At 75.0% G+C, this 14,154-nt stretch carries 11 protein-coding genes; 8 read left to right on the top strand and 3 right to left on the bottom strand.

Going from position 1 to position 14,154, the window contains the following annotated elements; genetic code table 11:
* Window positions 1-318: 318 nt before the first annotated feature.
* On the bottom strand, window positions 319-1,161 hold the full coding sequence (locus K1J57_RS21825; RefSeq protein WP_255646488.1) for an ABC transporter ATP-binding protein: 843 nt from the start codon (window positions 1,159-1,161) through the stop codon (window positions 319-321).
* Between the two features lie 114 nt (window positions 1,162-1,275).
* On the opposite strand from K1J57_RS21825, the gene K1J57_RS21820 reads away from it, so the two are divergent.
* The gene (locus K1J57_RS21820) at window positions 1,276-2,544 is read left to right on the top strand and encodes an RNA-guided endonuclease TnpB family protein (protein WP_220560459.1); all 1,269 of its coding nucleotides are present in this window, start codon (window positions 1,276-1,278) and stop codon (window positions 2,542-2,544) included.
* A gap of 57 nt (window positions 2,545-2,601) precedes the next feature.
* Here the strand turns inward: K1J57_RS21820 and K1J57_RS21815 are convergent, their stop codons facing one another.
* Window positions 2,602-3,720, bottom strand: coding sequence for an iron chelate uptake ABC transporter family permease subunit (locus tag K1J57_RS21815; protein WP_220560458.1), 1,119 nt, complete (start codon window positions 3,718-3,720; stop codon window positions 2,602-2,604).
* Window positions 3,717-4,796 carry an iron ABC transporter permease gene (locus tag K1J57_RS21810; protein WP_255646487.1) on the bottom strand — a complete coding sequence of 360 codons (1,080 nt, stop codon included), beginning with the start codon at window positions 4,794-4,796 and terminating at the stop codon, window positions 3,717-3,719. Before K1J57_RS21810 ends, K1J57_RS21815 begins: the two co-directional genes overlap by 4 nt.
* A 174-nt stretch (window positions 4,797-4,970) precedes the next feature.
* Here K1J57_RS21810 and K1J57_RS21805 point away from each other — a divergent pair, with 174 nt between their 5' ends.
* The 7 genes from K1J57_RS21805 to K1J57_RS21775 all read left to right on the top strand — a co-directional run bounded on the left by K1J57_RS21805 (window position 4,971) and on the right by K1J57_RS21775 (window position 14,151).
* Window positions 4,971-5,990: an ABC transporter substrate-binding protein gene (locus tag K1J57_RS21805; RefSeq protein WP_220560456.1), complete on the top strand. Its 1,020-nt coding sequence runs from the start codon at window positions 4,971-4,973 to the stop codon at window positions 5,988-5,990.
* Between the two features lie 92 nt (window positions 5,991-6,082).
* Entirely contained in the window at window positions 6,083-7,348 is a 1,266-nt protein-coding gene (locus K1J57_RS21800; RefSeq protein ID WP_220560455.1) for an alanine racemase, read from the top strand.
* A 119-nt stretch (window positions 7,349-7,467) separates the two neighbouring features.
* Window positions 7,468-8,052 carry a GNAT family N-acetyltransferase gene (locus K1J57_RS21795; RefSeq protein ID WP_220560454.1) on the top strand — a complete coding sequence of 195 codons (585 nt, stop codon included), beginning with the start codon at window positions 7,468-7,470 and terminating at the stop codon, window positions 8,050-8,052.
* 190 nt (window positions 8,053-8,242) lie between these two features.
* Window positions 8,243-9,820, top strand: a complete 1,578-nt coding sequence (locus K1J57_RS21790; RefSeq protein ID WP_220560453.1) for an aspartate aminotransferase family protein — start codon at window positions 8,243-8,245, stop codon at window positions 9,818-9,820.
* Window positions 9,817-11,151 (top strand): lysine N(6)-hydroxylase/L-ornithine N(5)-oxygenase family protein, encoded by a 1,335-nt coding sequence (locus tag K1J57_RS21785; protein ID WP_220560452.1) that lies wholly within the window; start codon window positions 9,817-9,819, stop codon window positions 11,149-11,151. Before K1J57_RS21790 ends, K1J57_RS21785 begins: the two co-directional genes overlap by 4 nt.
* The gene (locus tag K1J57_RS21780) at window positions 11,148-12,347 is read left to right on the top strand and encodes an MFS transporter (protein WP_220560451.1); all 1,200 of its coding nucleotides are present in this window, start codon (window positions 11,148-11,150) and stop codon (window positions 12,345-12,347) included. Before K1J57_RS21785 ends, K1J57_RS21780 begins: the two co-directional genes overlap by 4 nt.
* Window positions 12,340-14,151: an IucA/IucC family siderophore biosynthesis protein gene (locus tag K1J57_RS21775; protein WP_220560450.1), complete on the top strand. Its 1,812-nt coding sequence runs from the start codon at window positions 12,340-12,342 to the stop codon at window positions 14,149-14,151. Before K1J57_RS21780 ends, K1J57_RS21775 begins: the two co-directional genes overlap by 8 nt.
* Window positions 14,152-14,154: the final 3 nt, after the last annotated feature.

Raw genomic sequence — 14,154 nt, 5'->3', positions numbered from 1 at the left:
GGGGATCGTTGCTTCCCCCCGGCGGCCTCCGCCCTGGTACGGGGCTGGGTCGGGGCCGTGCGGGGTCGCGGCAGGCGGGGTGGTCCCACCGGTCGCTCTCGACCTTGGCCGAGGTTCCACACGCACGGGTGAAACCGAGGTGAACGCCCCTACAACTCCCGCGCAGCACCGAGTTGATCACTCTTCGCTACTCGGTGAACACCCACCGTCGGCCCTTGTCCGCGATGATCCACCACCGCGGACCACCGGGTCCAGACCCCACGCCCGGGGCCCTTTCCCGTTCCCCCTTCCCCTACCCCTGCCCGGTTCCGCCGCGCCCTATCCCCTCCCCTTGCTGCGGCCGACCGGCACCACCATGGGGCCGCCGGTGACCGGGTCCTCCACCACCACGGCGTCCAGCCCGAACGCCTCGCGCAGCAGCTCGGGGGTGAGCACGTCGGCGGGGCCGCCGCTGGCCAGCACCCGCCCGTCCCGCATGGCGATGACCGTGTCGGCGTAGCGGGCCGCGAGGTTGAGGTCGTGCAGGACCATGACGATGGTGCGCCCGCCCTCGTCGTGCAGTTCGCGCACCAGGTCGAGCACGTCCACCTGGTGGACCAGGTCCAGGAACGTGGTGGGCTCGTCCAGCAGCAGCAGGTCGGTGCCCTGGGCCAGCACCATCGAGATCCAGGCGCGCTGGCGCTGGCCGCCGGACAGCTCCGACAGCGGGCTGTCGGCCAGGTCGGCCAGCCCGGTCAGCTCCAGAGCCCGGGCGACGGCCTCGTGGTCGTCGCCCGACCACTGGCGGTACCAGCGCTGGGCCGGGTGGCGGCCGCGGGCCACGAGGTCGGCGACGGTGAGCCCGTCGGGGGCGGTGGGCTGCTGGGGCAGCACCCCCAGCACCCGGGCGACCTCCCGGGTGGGGGTGCGGTGGATGTCGCGGCCGTCCAGCTCCACCAGCCCGGACCTGGGGCGCATGAGCCGGCCCAGGGCGCGCAGCATCGTGGACTTGCCGCACCCGTTGGGGCCGATGACGCAGGTGACGGTCCCCTCGATGATGTCGGCGTCCAGGCCGTCGACGATGACGCGGTCGTCGTAGGCCAGGGTCAGGCCGCGGGCGCTCAGGCGCGCCCGCGCGTCGGAGGGCGTGCCCTCGGTGCGTGTGGTCTGCGGCGCGGTCACCGAATTTTCCCGAAGGATGCCCCGTCCTTCAGGGCGGAAAGGCATTCGGGACAATCCGCACTCACTTTTCCGTTCTGCCTTACTCATGCCTCTCCTCGGTGTAATTTTTTCCGCATGCGGACGGCGTACAAGGTCCGGGCCTATCCGGACGCCGAACAGGCGGCCCAGTTGGGCCGCACTTTCGGCTGTGTGCGCCTGGTGTGGAACAAGACCCTGGCCGAGCGCCGCACCGCCTACCACCGGTACGGCGAGACGACCACCTACAAACAGACCGACGCCGCGCTGACCGGGTGGAAGAAAACCCAGGAGCTGGCGTTCCTGTCCGAGGTGTCCTCGGTCCCGCTCCAGCAGACGCTCAGGCACCAGCACACGGCGTTCTCCAACTTCTTCGCCGGACGCGCCCGCTACCCCCGGTTCAAGACCCGGACCGGCCGCCAGTCGGCGCACTACACCCGGTCGGCGTTCCGCATCCGGGGCGGGGAACTGTTCCTGGCCAAGCAGCGGACACCGCTGCGCCTGGCGTGGTCGTGGCCGGACGTGGACCCGGCGGCCCTGGACCCGACCACGGTGGTCGTGTCGCGGGAGCCGGACGGGCGCTGGTACGTGACCTTCGCCGTGGAGGCCGACGACCCGGCCCCCGCACCCGAGGACGGGACGGGGTCCGGTCCTGTGGTCGGGATCGACCTGGGGGTGGGGGACTTCGCGACCCTGTCCACCGGGGAGAGGATCGCCAACCCCCGCCACCTGGCCCGCAAAGCGAAGAACCTGGCCCGGTACCAGCGGCGGACGGCCCGCAAACAGCGCGGGTCCGCCAACCGGCGCAAGGCCGACCGCAGGGTCGCGGCCGCGCACCGCAAGGTCCGCCACGCCCGCGCCGACTTCCTGCACAAGACCACCACCCGGCTGGTGCGCACCCACGATGTGATCGCGATCGAGGACCTCGACGTCTCCGCGATGACGGCCTCCGCGCGCGGCACCCTCCAGGCGCCCGGCCGGCGGGTGCGGCAGAAGGCGGGACTCAACCGGGCGGTGCTGGACGCCGCCTTCGGTGAGTTCCGGCGCCAGTTGGAGTACAAGGCCGCACGACAGGGTCGCACCCTGGTGGTGGTCGACCGGTGGTTCCCCTCGTCCAAGACCTGCTCGGACTGCGGGTACCTCCTGAAACGTCTTTCTCTGGGCACCCGGTTCTGGACGTGCCCGGACTGCCGCACACGGCACGACCGTGAGCTGAACGCGGCGAAGAACATCGGGGCGGCAGGACGTGCCGTACTCCGGGGCCAGGCCCCGGGGCAGGCCTGTGGAGCCGGTGTGAGACGGCAAGGGTCCTCCCTTCCGCGGTCGGCGACGAAGCAGGAAACCGGGCCCGCGAGGGCCGGCCCGTAAGGGTTGTGCGCACACGAGTGCGTATCGGGATCCCCTCCCTTCGGAGAGGGGAGAAAGTCAAGCTTGGGTCCTCCGGTTGGCGCGGACGAGCAGGTGGATGAGGTACAGGGCGCCCAGGCAGCCGGTGACGACGCCGACCGGCAGCTGGATGTTGTCGAGCGCGGTGCGGGCCGCCAGGTCGGCCCCGCTGACCAGGGCGGCGCCCACCAGCGCCGACAGCAGCACGGGCGGCCGGGAGGTGCCGGGCCCGGCCAGGCGCAGGGCGATCTGCGGGCAGGCCAGGGACACGAACAGGATCGGCCCGGCGGCGGAGGTGCCGAACGCGGCCAGCAGCACCGCCAGGACGAGCATGGCCGTGCGGGCGCGCTCCAGGTCCACGCCCAGGCCGCGCACCACGTCGTCGTCGTAGGACAGGGCGTCCAGGGTGCGCGAGGCGGCCAGGGCGAGCGGCAGGAGCAGCACCAGGGCCAGGGCGACCGGGGCGGCGTTCTCCCAGGTCCGCATGCTCAGGCTGCCGGCGACCCAGACCATGGCCCGGCCGGTGTCGGTGACCTCGCCTAGGGTGAGCAGCCACAGGGTGAGGTTCATCAGGACGGTGGAGACGCCCACCCCCACCAGCAGCAGCCGGTAGCCGTCGACGCCGCCCCGGCGGGCCAGCGTGTAGCACAGCGCCCCGGCGGCCAGTCCGCCGATCAGGGCGACGGCGGGTACGCCCAGCGAGGACAGGGCGCCGCCTCCGGAGAGGATGCCGTAGCTGCCGCCGAACGCCAGGACGGCGACCACGCCGGCGCTCGCCCCGTGGGTGACGCCGAGCAGGTCGGGGCTGGCCAGGGGGTTGCGCATGATGGTCTGGGTGACCGCCCCTGCGGCGGCCAGGGCGGCCCCGGCGAGCATGCCCGTCACCACGCGCGGCATCCGCACCCGCCACACCGTGAAGTAGTGCTCGTAGTCGGTGCCGATGATGTGCGCCCACACCTGGGCGGGGGTCAGCGGGGTCCGCCCCAGGGAGAGGTTGAGGGCGAGCAGCACCGTGAGGACCGCCAGGACCGCCAGGCACACGGCGATCAGGCGGGGGCGCAGCCGCAGCGCGACGGGTCCCAGGCGCAGGGCGGGGCGGCTGCGGCGCAGCCGGTCGCGCACCTGGTGCGCCGGGTGTTCGGGGGCGAGGGGGGTCATAGGGCGAGGAGTCTCCGGCGGCGGACGATGTAGATGAAGAAGGGCGCGCCGACGAGGGCGAGCACGATGCCGACCTGGAGTTCGCCGGGCGGGGCCAGGAAGCGGCCCAGCACGTCGGCGGCCAGCAGCAGGATCGCCCCCATGAGGGCGGAGTAGGGCAGCAGCCACCGGTGGTCGGCGCCGACGATCCCGCGCGCCAGGTGGGGCACGATCAGGCCGACGAACGCGATGGGGCCGCAGGCGGCCACGGTGACCCCGGTGAGCAGGGTGATCGCGGTCAGGCCCACCACCCGCGCCCGGCCGACCCGGTGGCCCAGCGCCTTGGCGGTGTCCTCGCCCAGGGCCAGGGCGTTGAGCGCCCCGGCGTTGGCCAGGCCCAGGGCGGTGCCGACGGCGACCACGGCCAGCATCGGCGGCAGGATCTCGGGATCGCGGCCGACCAGGGCCCCCACCCGCCAGAACCGGAAGTCGTCCATGGTGGAGCGGTCCAGCAGGACCAGGCCGGACACCACCGAGTAGGCGAGCCAGCTCACCGCGGTCCCGGCCAGCGCCAGCGTGACGGGCGTGGGTCCGCGTCCGGGCACGGACCCGATGAGGTAGACCGCTGCCGCGGCGGCTCCGGCCCCGGCGAAGGCCAGCCAGGCCTGGGTGTACAGGGCGGTGATGTCGAAGAGCGCGATGCCCAGGACCACGGCCAGGGCCGCCCCGAAGGTGACGCCGAGGATGCTGGGGTCGCCCAGGGGGTTGCGGGTGTGGCCCTGCATGAGCGCCCCGGCCAGTCCCAGGGAGACGCCCGCCATGATCCCCAGCGCGGTGCGGGGCAGCCGGATGTCGTTGACGATGATGTCGGCCTCGGCCCCGGCGGTGGCGGTGAGCGCCTGCCAGACGGTGTCCGGGCTCAGGGCCCGGGCGCCGATGAGCACGCTGCCCAGGGACGCCGCGCACAGCAGGAGGACGAGCGCCGCCAGCCCGGCGAGGCGGCGCGAGCGGCGTGCGGCGACCGCGGTGTCCGCCGCGATCGCCCGCTGCGCGGGGGGATCCGCGTTACCGGGGGGCGGCCCGGAGGTGTCGTGCACCCGGACTCCTATCATGACGAAGGCCAGGCAATCCTAAGTTAGGTTTGCCTAGCCGTATCTGGATGGCCTAAGTTTGCCACGTCCCGGCCTGGAACGACACACCGCCCCGTGGTTCGCGCGCCCCCCGGCCCGCCCTGGACCGAACGTATTCCCCGACCCTCATGGAGCCCCCGTATGACCCTGTCCACCCGGCCGCGCCGGCTGTTCCCGCCCGTCGCCGCGGCGGCCGCCGCTGTCGCCATGCTGACCGCCTGCGGCGCCGGCGGCCCCGAAGGCGCCCCCGAGGCCTCCAACGAGCCCTCCGACGGCTACCCGCGGACCGTGGAGCACTTCCTCGGCTCCACCGAGATCACCGCGGCCCCCGAGCGCGTCCTGCCGCTGGACGCCGCCTACGTGGACTCCACCCTGGCCCTGGGCGGCAACGTGGTGGGCTTCACCACGTTCGCGGAGGACGTCACCGAGCTCCCCGACTACCTGGTGGAGAGCGACTGGAACGTCGGCACCGCCGACGAGGCCGTCCCGGTGGGCCTGCTGTGGGAGGTCGACCCCGAGGCCGTGGCCGAGACCTCCCCCGACCTGATCCTGTCGGCGCAGGTCCGCCACGGCGACGGGTACGAGCAGCTCTCCGAGGTCGCCCCGACGGTCATGTCCGAGACCACCGGCGCCACCTGGAAGGAGAACCTCGTCCTCACCGGCGCCGCGCTGGACGCCGAGGAGGAGGCCGAGCGGCTGGTCGCCGAGTTCGAGGAGCGCGCCGCCGCCCTGGGCGAGGCGATCGTGGAGGCCAACGGCGGCGAGGCGCCCACCGTGTCGGCGGTCCGGTTCGCCGGCGACGCCGACGGCGTCCGCCTGTACACCCCGCAGTCCTACATCGGCGTGATCCTGGAGGACGTGGGCCTGGAGCCCGGCCCGGGCGTGGACACGGAGTCCGAGGAGATCGTCACCTACCACAGCCAGGAGCGCCTGCTCGACCTGGACGCCGACCACATCTTCGTCGCCACCTACGACGACGGCGGCGCCGACGGTGTCCAGGAGAGCAAGGAGGAGTACATGGCCGCTCCGCTGTGGGGCGAGCTGACCGGCGAGATCACCGAGGTGGACGACGAGTACTGGATCTCCGGCGTGGGCCTGATCGCCGCGCACGCGGTGCTGGACGACCTGGCCGAGATGTTCGGCGTCGACCCGCAGCGGTAACGGCGCGCCCCGCCTTCCCAGAACGGGTGCGCGGCCGCCCCGCCCGGCGCCGCGCACCCGCGCCGCCCCGCGACACCACACCGGGAGACCCCGTGGAACCGCCCCGCTCCTTCGAACACGCCCCCTGCCTGGACGCCGGCCGGATCCCCGCCCCCGTGCGGGCGGCGGCGCTGGAACTGGCCGCCGGGACCGGGGCGGGCTATGTGTACGACCCCGCCCTGGCCGCCGACCGGGCCCGCACGCTGCGCAAGGCGCTGCCGGACTGGGCCCGGGTGTACTTCGCGGTCAAGGCCAACGGCTTCGAGCCGGTGCTGGCGCACCTGGCCGAGGCCGTGGACGGGTTCGAGGCGGCATCGCTGCGCGAGGCGCGCGCCTCCCTGGCGGCGCTGCGCGAGCGGCGCGGCGGCCCCGGCGGGAGGATCGCGGTGAGCGGTCCGGGCAAGACCCCCGAACTGCTGGCCGGGCTGGCCCGGCTGCGCGCCGGACACGGCGCCGACGTGGCCGTCAACCTGGAGAGCGTCCTGGAGGCGCACCGGGCCTCGGCGGCCGCGGTCGGCGCGGGCACGGTGCTTCCGGTGACGATCCGGGTCAACCCCGCCCGGGTGCCGGTGAGCGGTTCCCTGGTGATGGGCGGCACCCCGGGCCCGTTCGGGGTCCCCGAGGCGGAGGTGCCCGCGGCGGTGGAGGCGGTGCGCTCCCTGCCGGGCCTGGACCTGACCGGCTTCCACGTGCACGCGGTGAGCGGCAACACCGACGCCGCGGCGCACGCCGCCTACGTGCTGTGGTGCCTGGAGTGGGCGCGCGGCACGGCCGACCGGCACGGGGTCGACCTGCGCACGGTGGACGTGGGCGGTGGCCTGGGCGTGCCGTTCGAGGCGGGCGACGACGCCTTCGACCTGGAGGGGTTCGGCGCCGCGCTGGCGGACGCCCCCGACCCGGGTGTGGAGGTGGTGTTCGAGCCCGGCCGGTGGATCGGCGCCCCGGCGGGCTGGTACGCGGCCCGGGTGACGGACGTCAAGGCGTCCTACGGCGGGACCTTCGCCGTGGTGCGCGGCGGTATCAACCACTTCCAGCTGCCCACCTCCTGGGAGATCCGGCACAACTTCGCCGTGCTGGCGGACGACCTGTGGCCGGCCGGCGTGCCCCGGCCCGAGGCGCGCGGGGCGTCGGTGACGGTGTCGGGCGAGCTGTGCACCCCCGAGGACGTGCTGGCCCGCGATGTGCGGGTGGCGTCGGTGCGCGCCGGCGACGTGCTGGTCTTCCCCAACGCGGGCGCGTACGGGTTCGAGTTCGCCATGCCCGCGTTCCTGGGGCACCCCGCGGCGGTGCGCACCACCGTGGACTCCCGGCTGCCCTGACCGCGGCCCCTGTGGCGCGGGACATGCATCCCCCTCTTGACATGACTTAGGTAAGCCTGCCCTAATTGGTTCGGCCTCCCCCGGCCCCGTACCCCCGTCCCCGACAAGGAGATCCCACCGTGTCCGCCTCCCCCGCTCCGACGGCCGACCCGACCTCCGTCACCTGGCGGATCGAGAACCTCACCGGAGCCGACGTCCTCGCCGACCCCTCCCCCTGGGTCCGGGCCTACGAGGAGGTCTACGCGCACGCCCTGCACCTGCCCGACCACCGCGCCCCCGCCTTCGCCGACCGCCTCGCCTTCAGCGCCCGGCGGGAGGGCTTCCGGCTCACGTCCTGCCACGCCGACGGCGTCCTGGCCGGGTTCGCCTACGGGTACCCCCTGCCGGTGACCACCGGCTGGTGGAACGGCTTCACCCCGCTGCCCGGCGTGGACGCGGACGAGGTCACCGCCGAGTACCCGGGCCGCACCTTCGCCCTGTGCGAGGCCCTCGTCCCCGAACCGTTCCGGGGATCCGGCGTGGTCGAGCGCGCCTTCCCCCTCCTCGTCCAGGGGCGCGCCGAGGAACGCGCCGCCGGGCTGGTCGCCGAGACCAACGCCCACGCCCTGGACCTGGTCCTGCGCAACGGCTGGACCCACGTCGGCGACGTCGAGCCCCACCCGGGCTGGCGCCGCCACCACGCCCTGACCATGCCCCTGCGCTGACCCGCGCCACCGGCGCGCACGCCGCCGTGCGCGCCGGCGCTCCCCTCCAGCCCGCCCCGCCCGGCGGGCACCGGGACGCGCGGCCTCCCCCGCCGCCCCCGGCACAACGCACCGACCGGGCCCCGCGGCCCGGGCCTCCCCCGTCCGCGCGCCCGAACCGCCTCGGAGAGAAACAGGAGCCCCACGCCCCATGACCATCACTCCCGGTGGCGACACCGTGACCTGGGGAGCCGACGGCCTCACCGTCCCCGCCGACGCCTCCGCCCTGCTGCCCGACGCCCTGGCCGGAGCCCCCGGCGGCCCCGAGGCCGTGGCCGCCCTCCTGGCCGCGGCCGCCGACGCCCTGTCCGCGGCCCGCGAGGAGCGCGGGGGACCGCTGCCCGCCCGCACACCCCAGGAGGTGGCCGAGGCGGTCCGGACCGCCCTGGGCCCGCCGACCGCCGCGCCCGAAGGCGACCGGAACGCCCCCGACCTGGCCGAACGGGTCCTGACCCGGCTCACGCACGCCCTGGCCGTGCACGCCGCCGACCCCGCCCACCCGCACTGCGCCGCCCACCTGCACTGCCCGCCGCTGGCCGTGGCGGTGGCCGCCGACGCCGTCGCCTCCGTCCTCAACCAGTCCATGGACTCCTGGGACCAGGCCCCCGCCGCGACCGCCATGGAGACCCGTGTCATCGGCGAGCTGGCCGGCCTGGCCGGGTACGACCCCGAGGCGGCGGGCGGCGTGGTCACCTCCGGCGGCACCGAGTCCAACCTGACCGCCCTGCTGCTGGCCCGCGACCACGCCCTGGCCGGGCCCGAGCGCGACCCCGTCCGCCACGGGGTGGCGCGGGCGGCCGCCGGCGCCCGCCCGCGCATCCTGTGCGGGGCCGCCGCCCACTTCTCCGTCCAGCGCTCGGCCGCCCTGCTGGGCCTGGGCGAGGACGCCGTCGAGACCGTCGACGTCGACTCCCGGCACCGGATGCGCCCGCGCGCCCTGCGCGAGGCCCTGGACCGGATGCGCGCCGACGGCGACATCCCCGTCGCGATCGTCGCCACCGCGGGCACCACCGACCTGGGCGGCATCGACTCCCTGGGCGCGATCGCCCACATCGCCCGCGAGTACGGGGTGTGGCTGCACGTGGACGCCGCCTACGGCGGCGGGCTGCTGTTCTCCCGCCGGCTGCGCGGCCTGCTCGCCGGGCTGGACCGGGCCCACTCGGTCGGGCTGGACCTGCACAAGCTCGGCTGGCAGCCGGTGGCCGCCGGGGTCCTGCTCACCCGCGAGCGCGCCCTGTTCGCCCCGCTCTCGCGCTCGGTGGACTACCTCAACCCCGCCGACGACGAGGAGGCGGGCTACCCCAGCCTGCTCGGGTACTCGCTGCGCACCACCCGCCGGGCCGACGTCTTCAAGATCGCCGTCACCCTGCGGGCCCTGGGCACCGACGGGCTGGGCCGCCTCGTGGACGCCTGCCGCGACCTGGCCCTGCGGACGGCTGCCAAAGTCACCGCCCACCCGCGGCTCCAGCTGGCCGACTCGCCCTCCCTCACCACCGTGGTGTTCCGCTACGACGCCGGGGCCGACTCCGACGAGGTCAACGCCCGCCTGCGCCGCCGCCTGCTCCAGGAGGGCCGGGCCGTGGTCGGCCGCACCCGGATCAACGGCCGCGTGTGGCTCAAGCTCACCCTGCTCAACCCCGCCACCACCGTCGAGGACACGACCGCCCTGCTCGCCGGGGTCGCCGCCGCGGGCGACACCGAACTCGCCGCCCTGAAGGAGTCCCGTTGACCGCCACCTCCCGCCCCCACGCCCACGGGGACGACGAACCGTACGACCTGGTGGGCGTCGGCCTGGGCCCGTTCAACCTGGCCCTGGCCGCCCTGGCCGACGGTGTGCCCGGCCTCACCGCGCGCTTCCTGGAGGCCCGGCCCGACTTCTCCTGGCACCCGGGCCTGCTGCTGGAGGGCGCCCGGCTCCAGGTGCCCTTCCTCGCCGACCTGGTGACCCTGGTCGACCCCACCAGCCCCTGGTCGTTCCTGTCCTACCTGCGCGAGCACGACCGGCTGTTCCCCTTCTACTTCTCCGAGCACTTCCACGTGCCGCGCCGGGAGTACGACGACTACTGCCGCTGGGTGGCCCGCTCACTGGGCTCGTGCCGGTTCGACGCCCGCGTGGACGCCGTCCACCACGAGGACGGGGTCTTCACGGTGGAGCACACCGACGCCGCCGGGGCGGTGACCCGCACCCGCGGGCGCGCCCTGGTACTGGGCATCGGCACCGAGCCGGTGCTGCCCGGGCCGCTGCGCCCCCTGGTGGGCGAGCGCGTGTTCCACGCCGCCGACTACCTGGAGCGGGCGGCGGGCCTGGACGGGGTCGACGACATCACCGTGCTGGGCTCGGGCCAGTCCGGCGCCGAGGTGTTCCTGGACCTGCTGCGCTCCCCCGCCCACCGCGGCACCGCCGTGCACTGGGTGACGCGCTCGCCGGCGTTCGCCCCCATGGAGTACTCCAAGCTGGGGCTGGAGCACTTCACCCCCGACTACACCCGCTACTTCCACGCCCTGCCCCAGGAGACCAAGGACCGCGTGGTCCCCGCCCAGTGGCAGCTGTACAAGGGCATCAGCGGCGACACCATCGCCGAGATCCACGACGTGCTCTACGAGCGCGGCATCGCGGGCGCCGACGTGGGGGTGAGCCTGCGCGCCCAGTGCGAGCTGCTGGCCGCCGAGGCCGACGGGGACGGGTTCGCGCTGCGGTTCCGCCACCGCGAGCAGGACGCCGAGTTCACCGTCCGCACCGGCGCGGTGGTCGCCGCCTCCGGGTACGCCCAGCGCTCCCCCGGCTTCCTGGCGCCCCTCGCCAAGCTCATCGAGACAGACGGACGGGGCCGGCCGCTCGTCGACGGGGACCTGCGCCTGGCCACCGACCCGGCGCTGACCGCCCCGATCCACGTGCAGAACGCCGAACTGCACACCCACGGCGTGGGCGCCCCCGACCTGGGCCTGGGAGCCTGGCGGGCGGCCGTCATCCTCAACTCCCTCACCGGGGGCACCGCCTACCGGCTGCCGGAGCGGACGGCGTTCACGTCGTTCGGCGCCCCGGCCGGGGCCCGGCGGTGAGCGGGGCCTCGTTCCGCCGGCTGTACCTGCTGGTCGTCCTGCTGCACCTGGTGGGCGACGTGGCGCTGAGCCCGTTCTACCCGCAGCTGTTCGAGCGGCTGTTCGGGGTCACCGACCCGGCGGCCACCGGCGTGTACATCTGGGTGTGCCGGGTGACCGCGCTGGCGGCCATGCCCCTGTGGGGCCTGCTCGCCCGCCGGTTCTCGCTGTCGTCCCTGGTGCTGGGCTCCCTGGGGGCGGCGGCGGTACTGGAGCTGGCGCTGGCCGCCTCCCCGGCGTACCCGGTGTTCCTGGTGCTGTCGGCGGTGCAGGTGGCGGTGACGATGGCGTTCACCCTGGCCTATCCGGCGTTCGTGGGCACCGGAGCCGACCGGGTCCGCGACGTCACCGTGTTCGCCTACGTGGTCAACGGCGGCACGGTGGCGGCCACCCTCATCGGCGCGGGGATCATGGCCCTGCCCCAGCCCCGCTGGGGCATCGCCGCCTGCGCGCTGCTGTACGTGGCGCTGGCGGTGCTGTGCCACCGCAGGCTGCCGCGGGAGCGGCGCGCGCCCGCGGTCGCCGACTCCGTCCCCGAGCCCCGGGCGAGGGCTCCGCGGGGCGCGGTGGCGGCGATCGCCGCGGTGAGCGCCGTCGTGCTGGCGGTCGAGACCGCACGGCTGGTCGTGCGTCCGTTCTTCACCCTGTACGCGCAGGACGGCGGCGTCGGCACCACGGCCGCCGCCGTCCTCTTCCTGCTCCCGCAGGTGGCCGTGCTGGCGGTGCTGCCGCTGGCCGGGCGGGCGCACGCCCTGCTGGGCCGGGCGCTGCTGCCGGCCGCGTGCCTGCTGGCCGCGGCCGGGCTGGCCTGGCAGTTCCTCACCCTCGACCCCGTGCCGCTGGCGCTGGGCCGGGTGGTGTTCGGCGTCGGCCTGGGGCTGGGACACGTGGCCCTGGACCTGAGGGTGTTCGCCGTGACCGGCACGGACGGTCCGGCGTTCTCCGCCGTGGCCACCGTGCGCGTGGCCGCGACCCTCGTCAGCCCGGTGGCCGCCACGGCCCTGGCCGCGGGCGGGGCGGGGCTGCCGCTGGCGGCGGGGGCGGGGCTGTTCGCGGTGCTCGCGCTGCTGCTCTGCCTCCCCTCGCGCCCGCCCCCACCTCCCGGGACCTCCGACGACCCGTCCGCGCACCGCACCGAAAGACCGCACCATGTCTGAGAACGCACAGTCCACCCACGACGCCGACCTGTGGCGCCGGGCCGGGAGCCGCCTGCTCGCCCACATGGTCGGCGAGATGGCCTACGAGGAGATGATCGTCCCCGAGCCCGCGGCCGGGCCCGGGGCGCCCGGAGGCTCCCCCGCCTGGCGGCTGCCCGTGGACGACGGCGTCACCTACGCCTTCACCGCCCGGCGCGGCGGCTTCGGCTCCTGGCACGTGGACGCCGACTCCTTCGTCCGCACCGGCGCCGAGGGCCCCGAGCCCGCCTGGGACCCCACCCGGTTCGTCACCGACGCCCAGAAGACCGTGGGCCTGCCGGGCGACTCCCTGGCCGAGGTGGTGCGCGACCTGCTGGCCACCCACGCCGCCGACGCCCGCCTGCTGGCCGCCGCCCTCCCGGCCGCCGACCTGGCCGACCTGCCCTACGAGGACCTGGAGGGGTACCAGACCGGCCACCCCTGCATCTTCGTCAACAAGGGCCGGCTCGGCTTCTCCGCCGACGACGCCGCCCGCTACACCCCCGAGGCGCGCGGCGCGTTCCGCCTCGTGTGGATCGCCGTCCACCCCGACCTGGGCGCCTTCCAGTCCATGGCGGACACCGACCAGGCCGCCCTGGTCGCCGCCGAGATCGACGGGGACCAGCGCGCGGAGTTCGCCGGGCGGATCCGCGAGCGCGGCGGCGACCCCGACGCCTACCTGTGGGTCCCGGTCCACCCCTTCCAGTGGGACGAGGTCGTCGCCCCGCTGTTCGCCGCGGAGATCGCCCTGGGCCGAGTGGTGCGCCTGGGCGAGAGCCGCGACCGCTACCGCCCCTTCCAGTCCATCCGCACCCTGATGAACCTGGACCGGCCCGACCGGCTCAACGTCAAGGTGCCGCTGATGATCCGCAACACCCTGGTCTGGCGCGGGCTGTCGGGCACCCAGACCGGCTGCGCCCCGCACACCAGCACCTGGCTGCGCGACCTCGCCGAACGCGACGCCTACTTCGCCGAGACCGGGGTGGTGATGCTCGCCGAGCGCGCCTCGGCCACCGTCCCGCACCCGGTGTTCGCGCGGATGCCGCAGGCCCCGTACCGGTTCCACGAGCTGCTGGGCGCCATCTGGCGCGAGCCGGTCCACCGCCACCTGCGCGGGGGCGAGCGCGCCCGCACCATGGCCTGCCTGCTGCTGCGCGGCTCCGACGGGCGGCCGCTGGTGGCCGAGCTGATCGAGCGCTCCGGGCTGGGCGTGGAGGCCTGGCTGGAGCGGTTCGTCGCCGCCCTGTTCCCGCCGGTGCTGCACTACCTGTACCGGTACGGGGCGTCCTTCACCCCGCACGGGGAGAACGTGGTGCTCATCCTGGACGAGGACGAGGTCCCGGTGCGCATCGCGCTCAAGGACTTCGGGTCGGACGTGGAGCTGCTCCCCTTCGACCTGCCCGAGTACGCCGAGATCCCCGAGCACGTGCGGTCGGTGCTGCACCGCTGGAGACCGGAGGAACTGGCGCACTCGGTGCTGTCGGCGATCTGCGCGGGGCACCTGCGGTTCCTCGCCGACATCGTCGAGCACGACCTCGGGGTGCCCGGGGCGCGGCTGTGGGCGCTGGCCCGCGCCCAGGTGCTGGCCCACCAGGCGCGCTTCCCGGAGCTGGCCGAACGGTTCGCCTGGTTCGACCTGCTGGCGCCCCGGGTGGGGCGGGTGGCGCTCAACCGCGAGCAGCTCATGGGCGGCGGCTTCCACGAGCGCGCCGAACGCGACGCCGAGTTCGACGTCATGCACGGCCTGGTGGACAACCCGCTGGCCGTCCCCGGGGAGGAGGAGTGAACG

This window comes from Nocardiopsis sp. MT53 (assembly GCF_019598965.1).
In the GTDB taxonomy this organism is placed as follows: Bacteria; Actinomycetota; Actinomycetes; order Streptosporangiales; family Streptosporangiaceae; genus Nocardiopsis; species Nocardiopsis changdeensis.
Note: the sequence above shows the minus strand (reverse complement) of the source record. Positions and strands in the feature narration are given on the sequence as shown.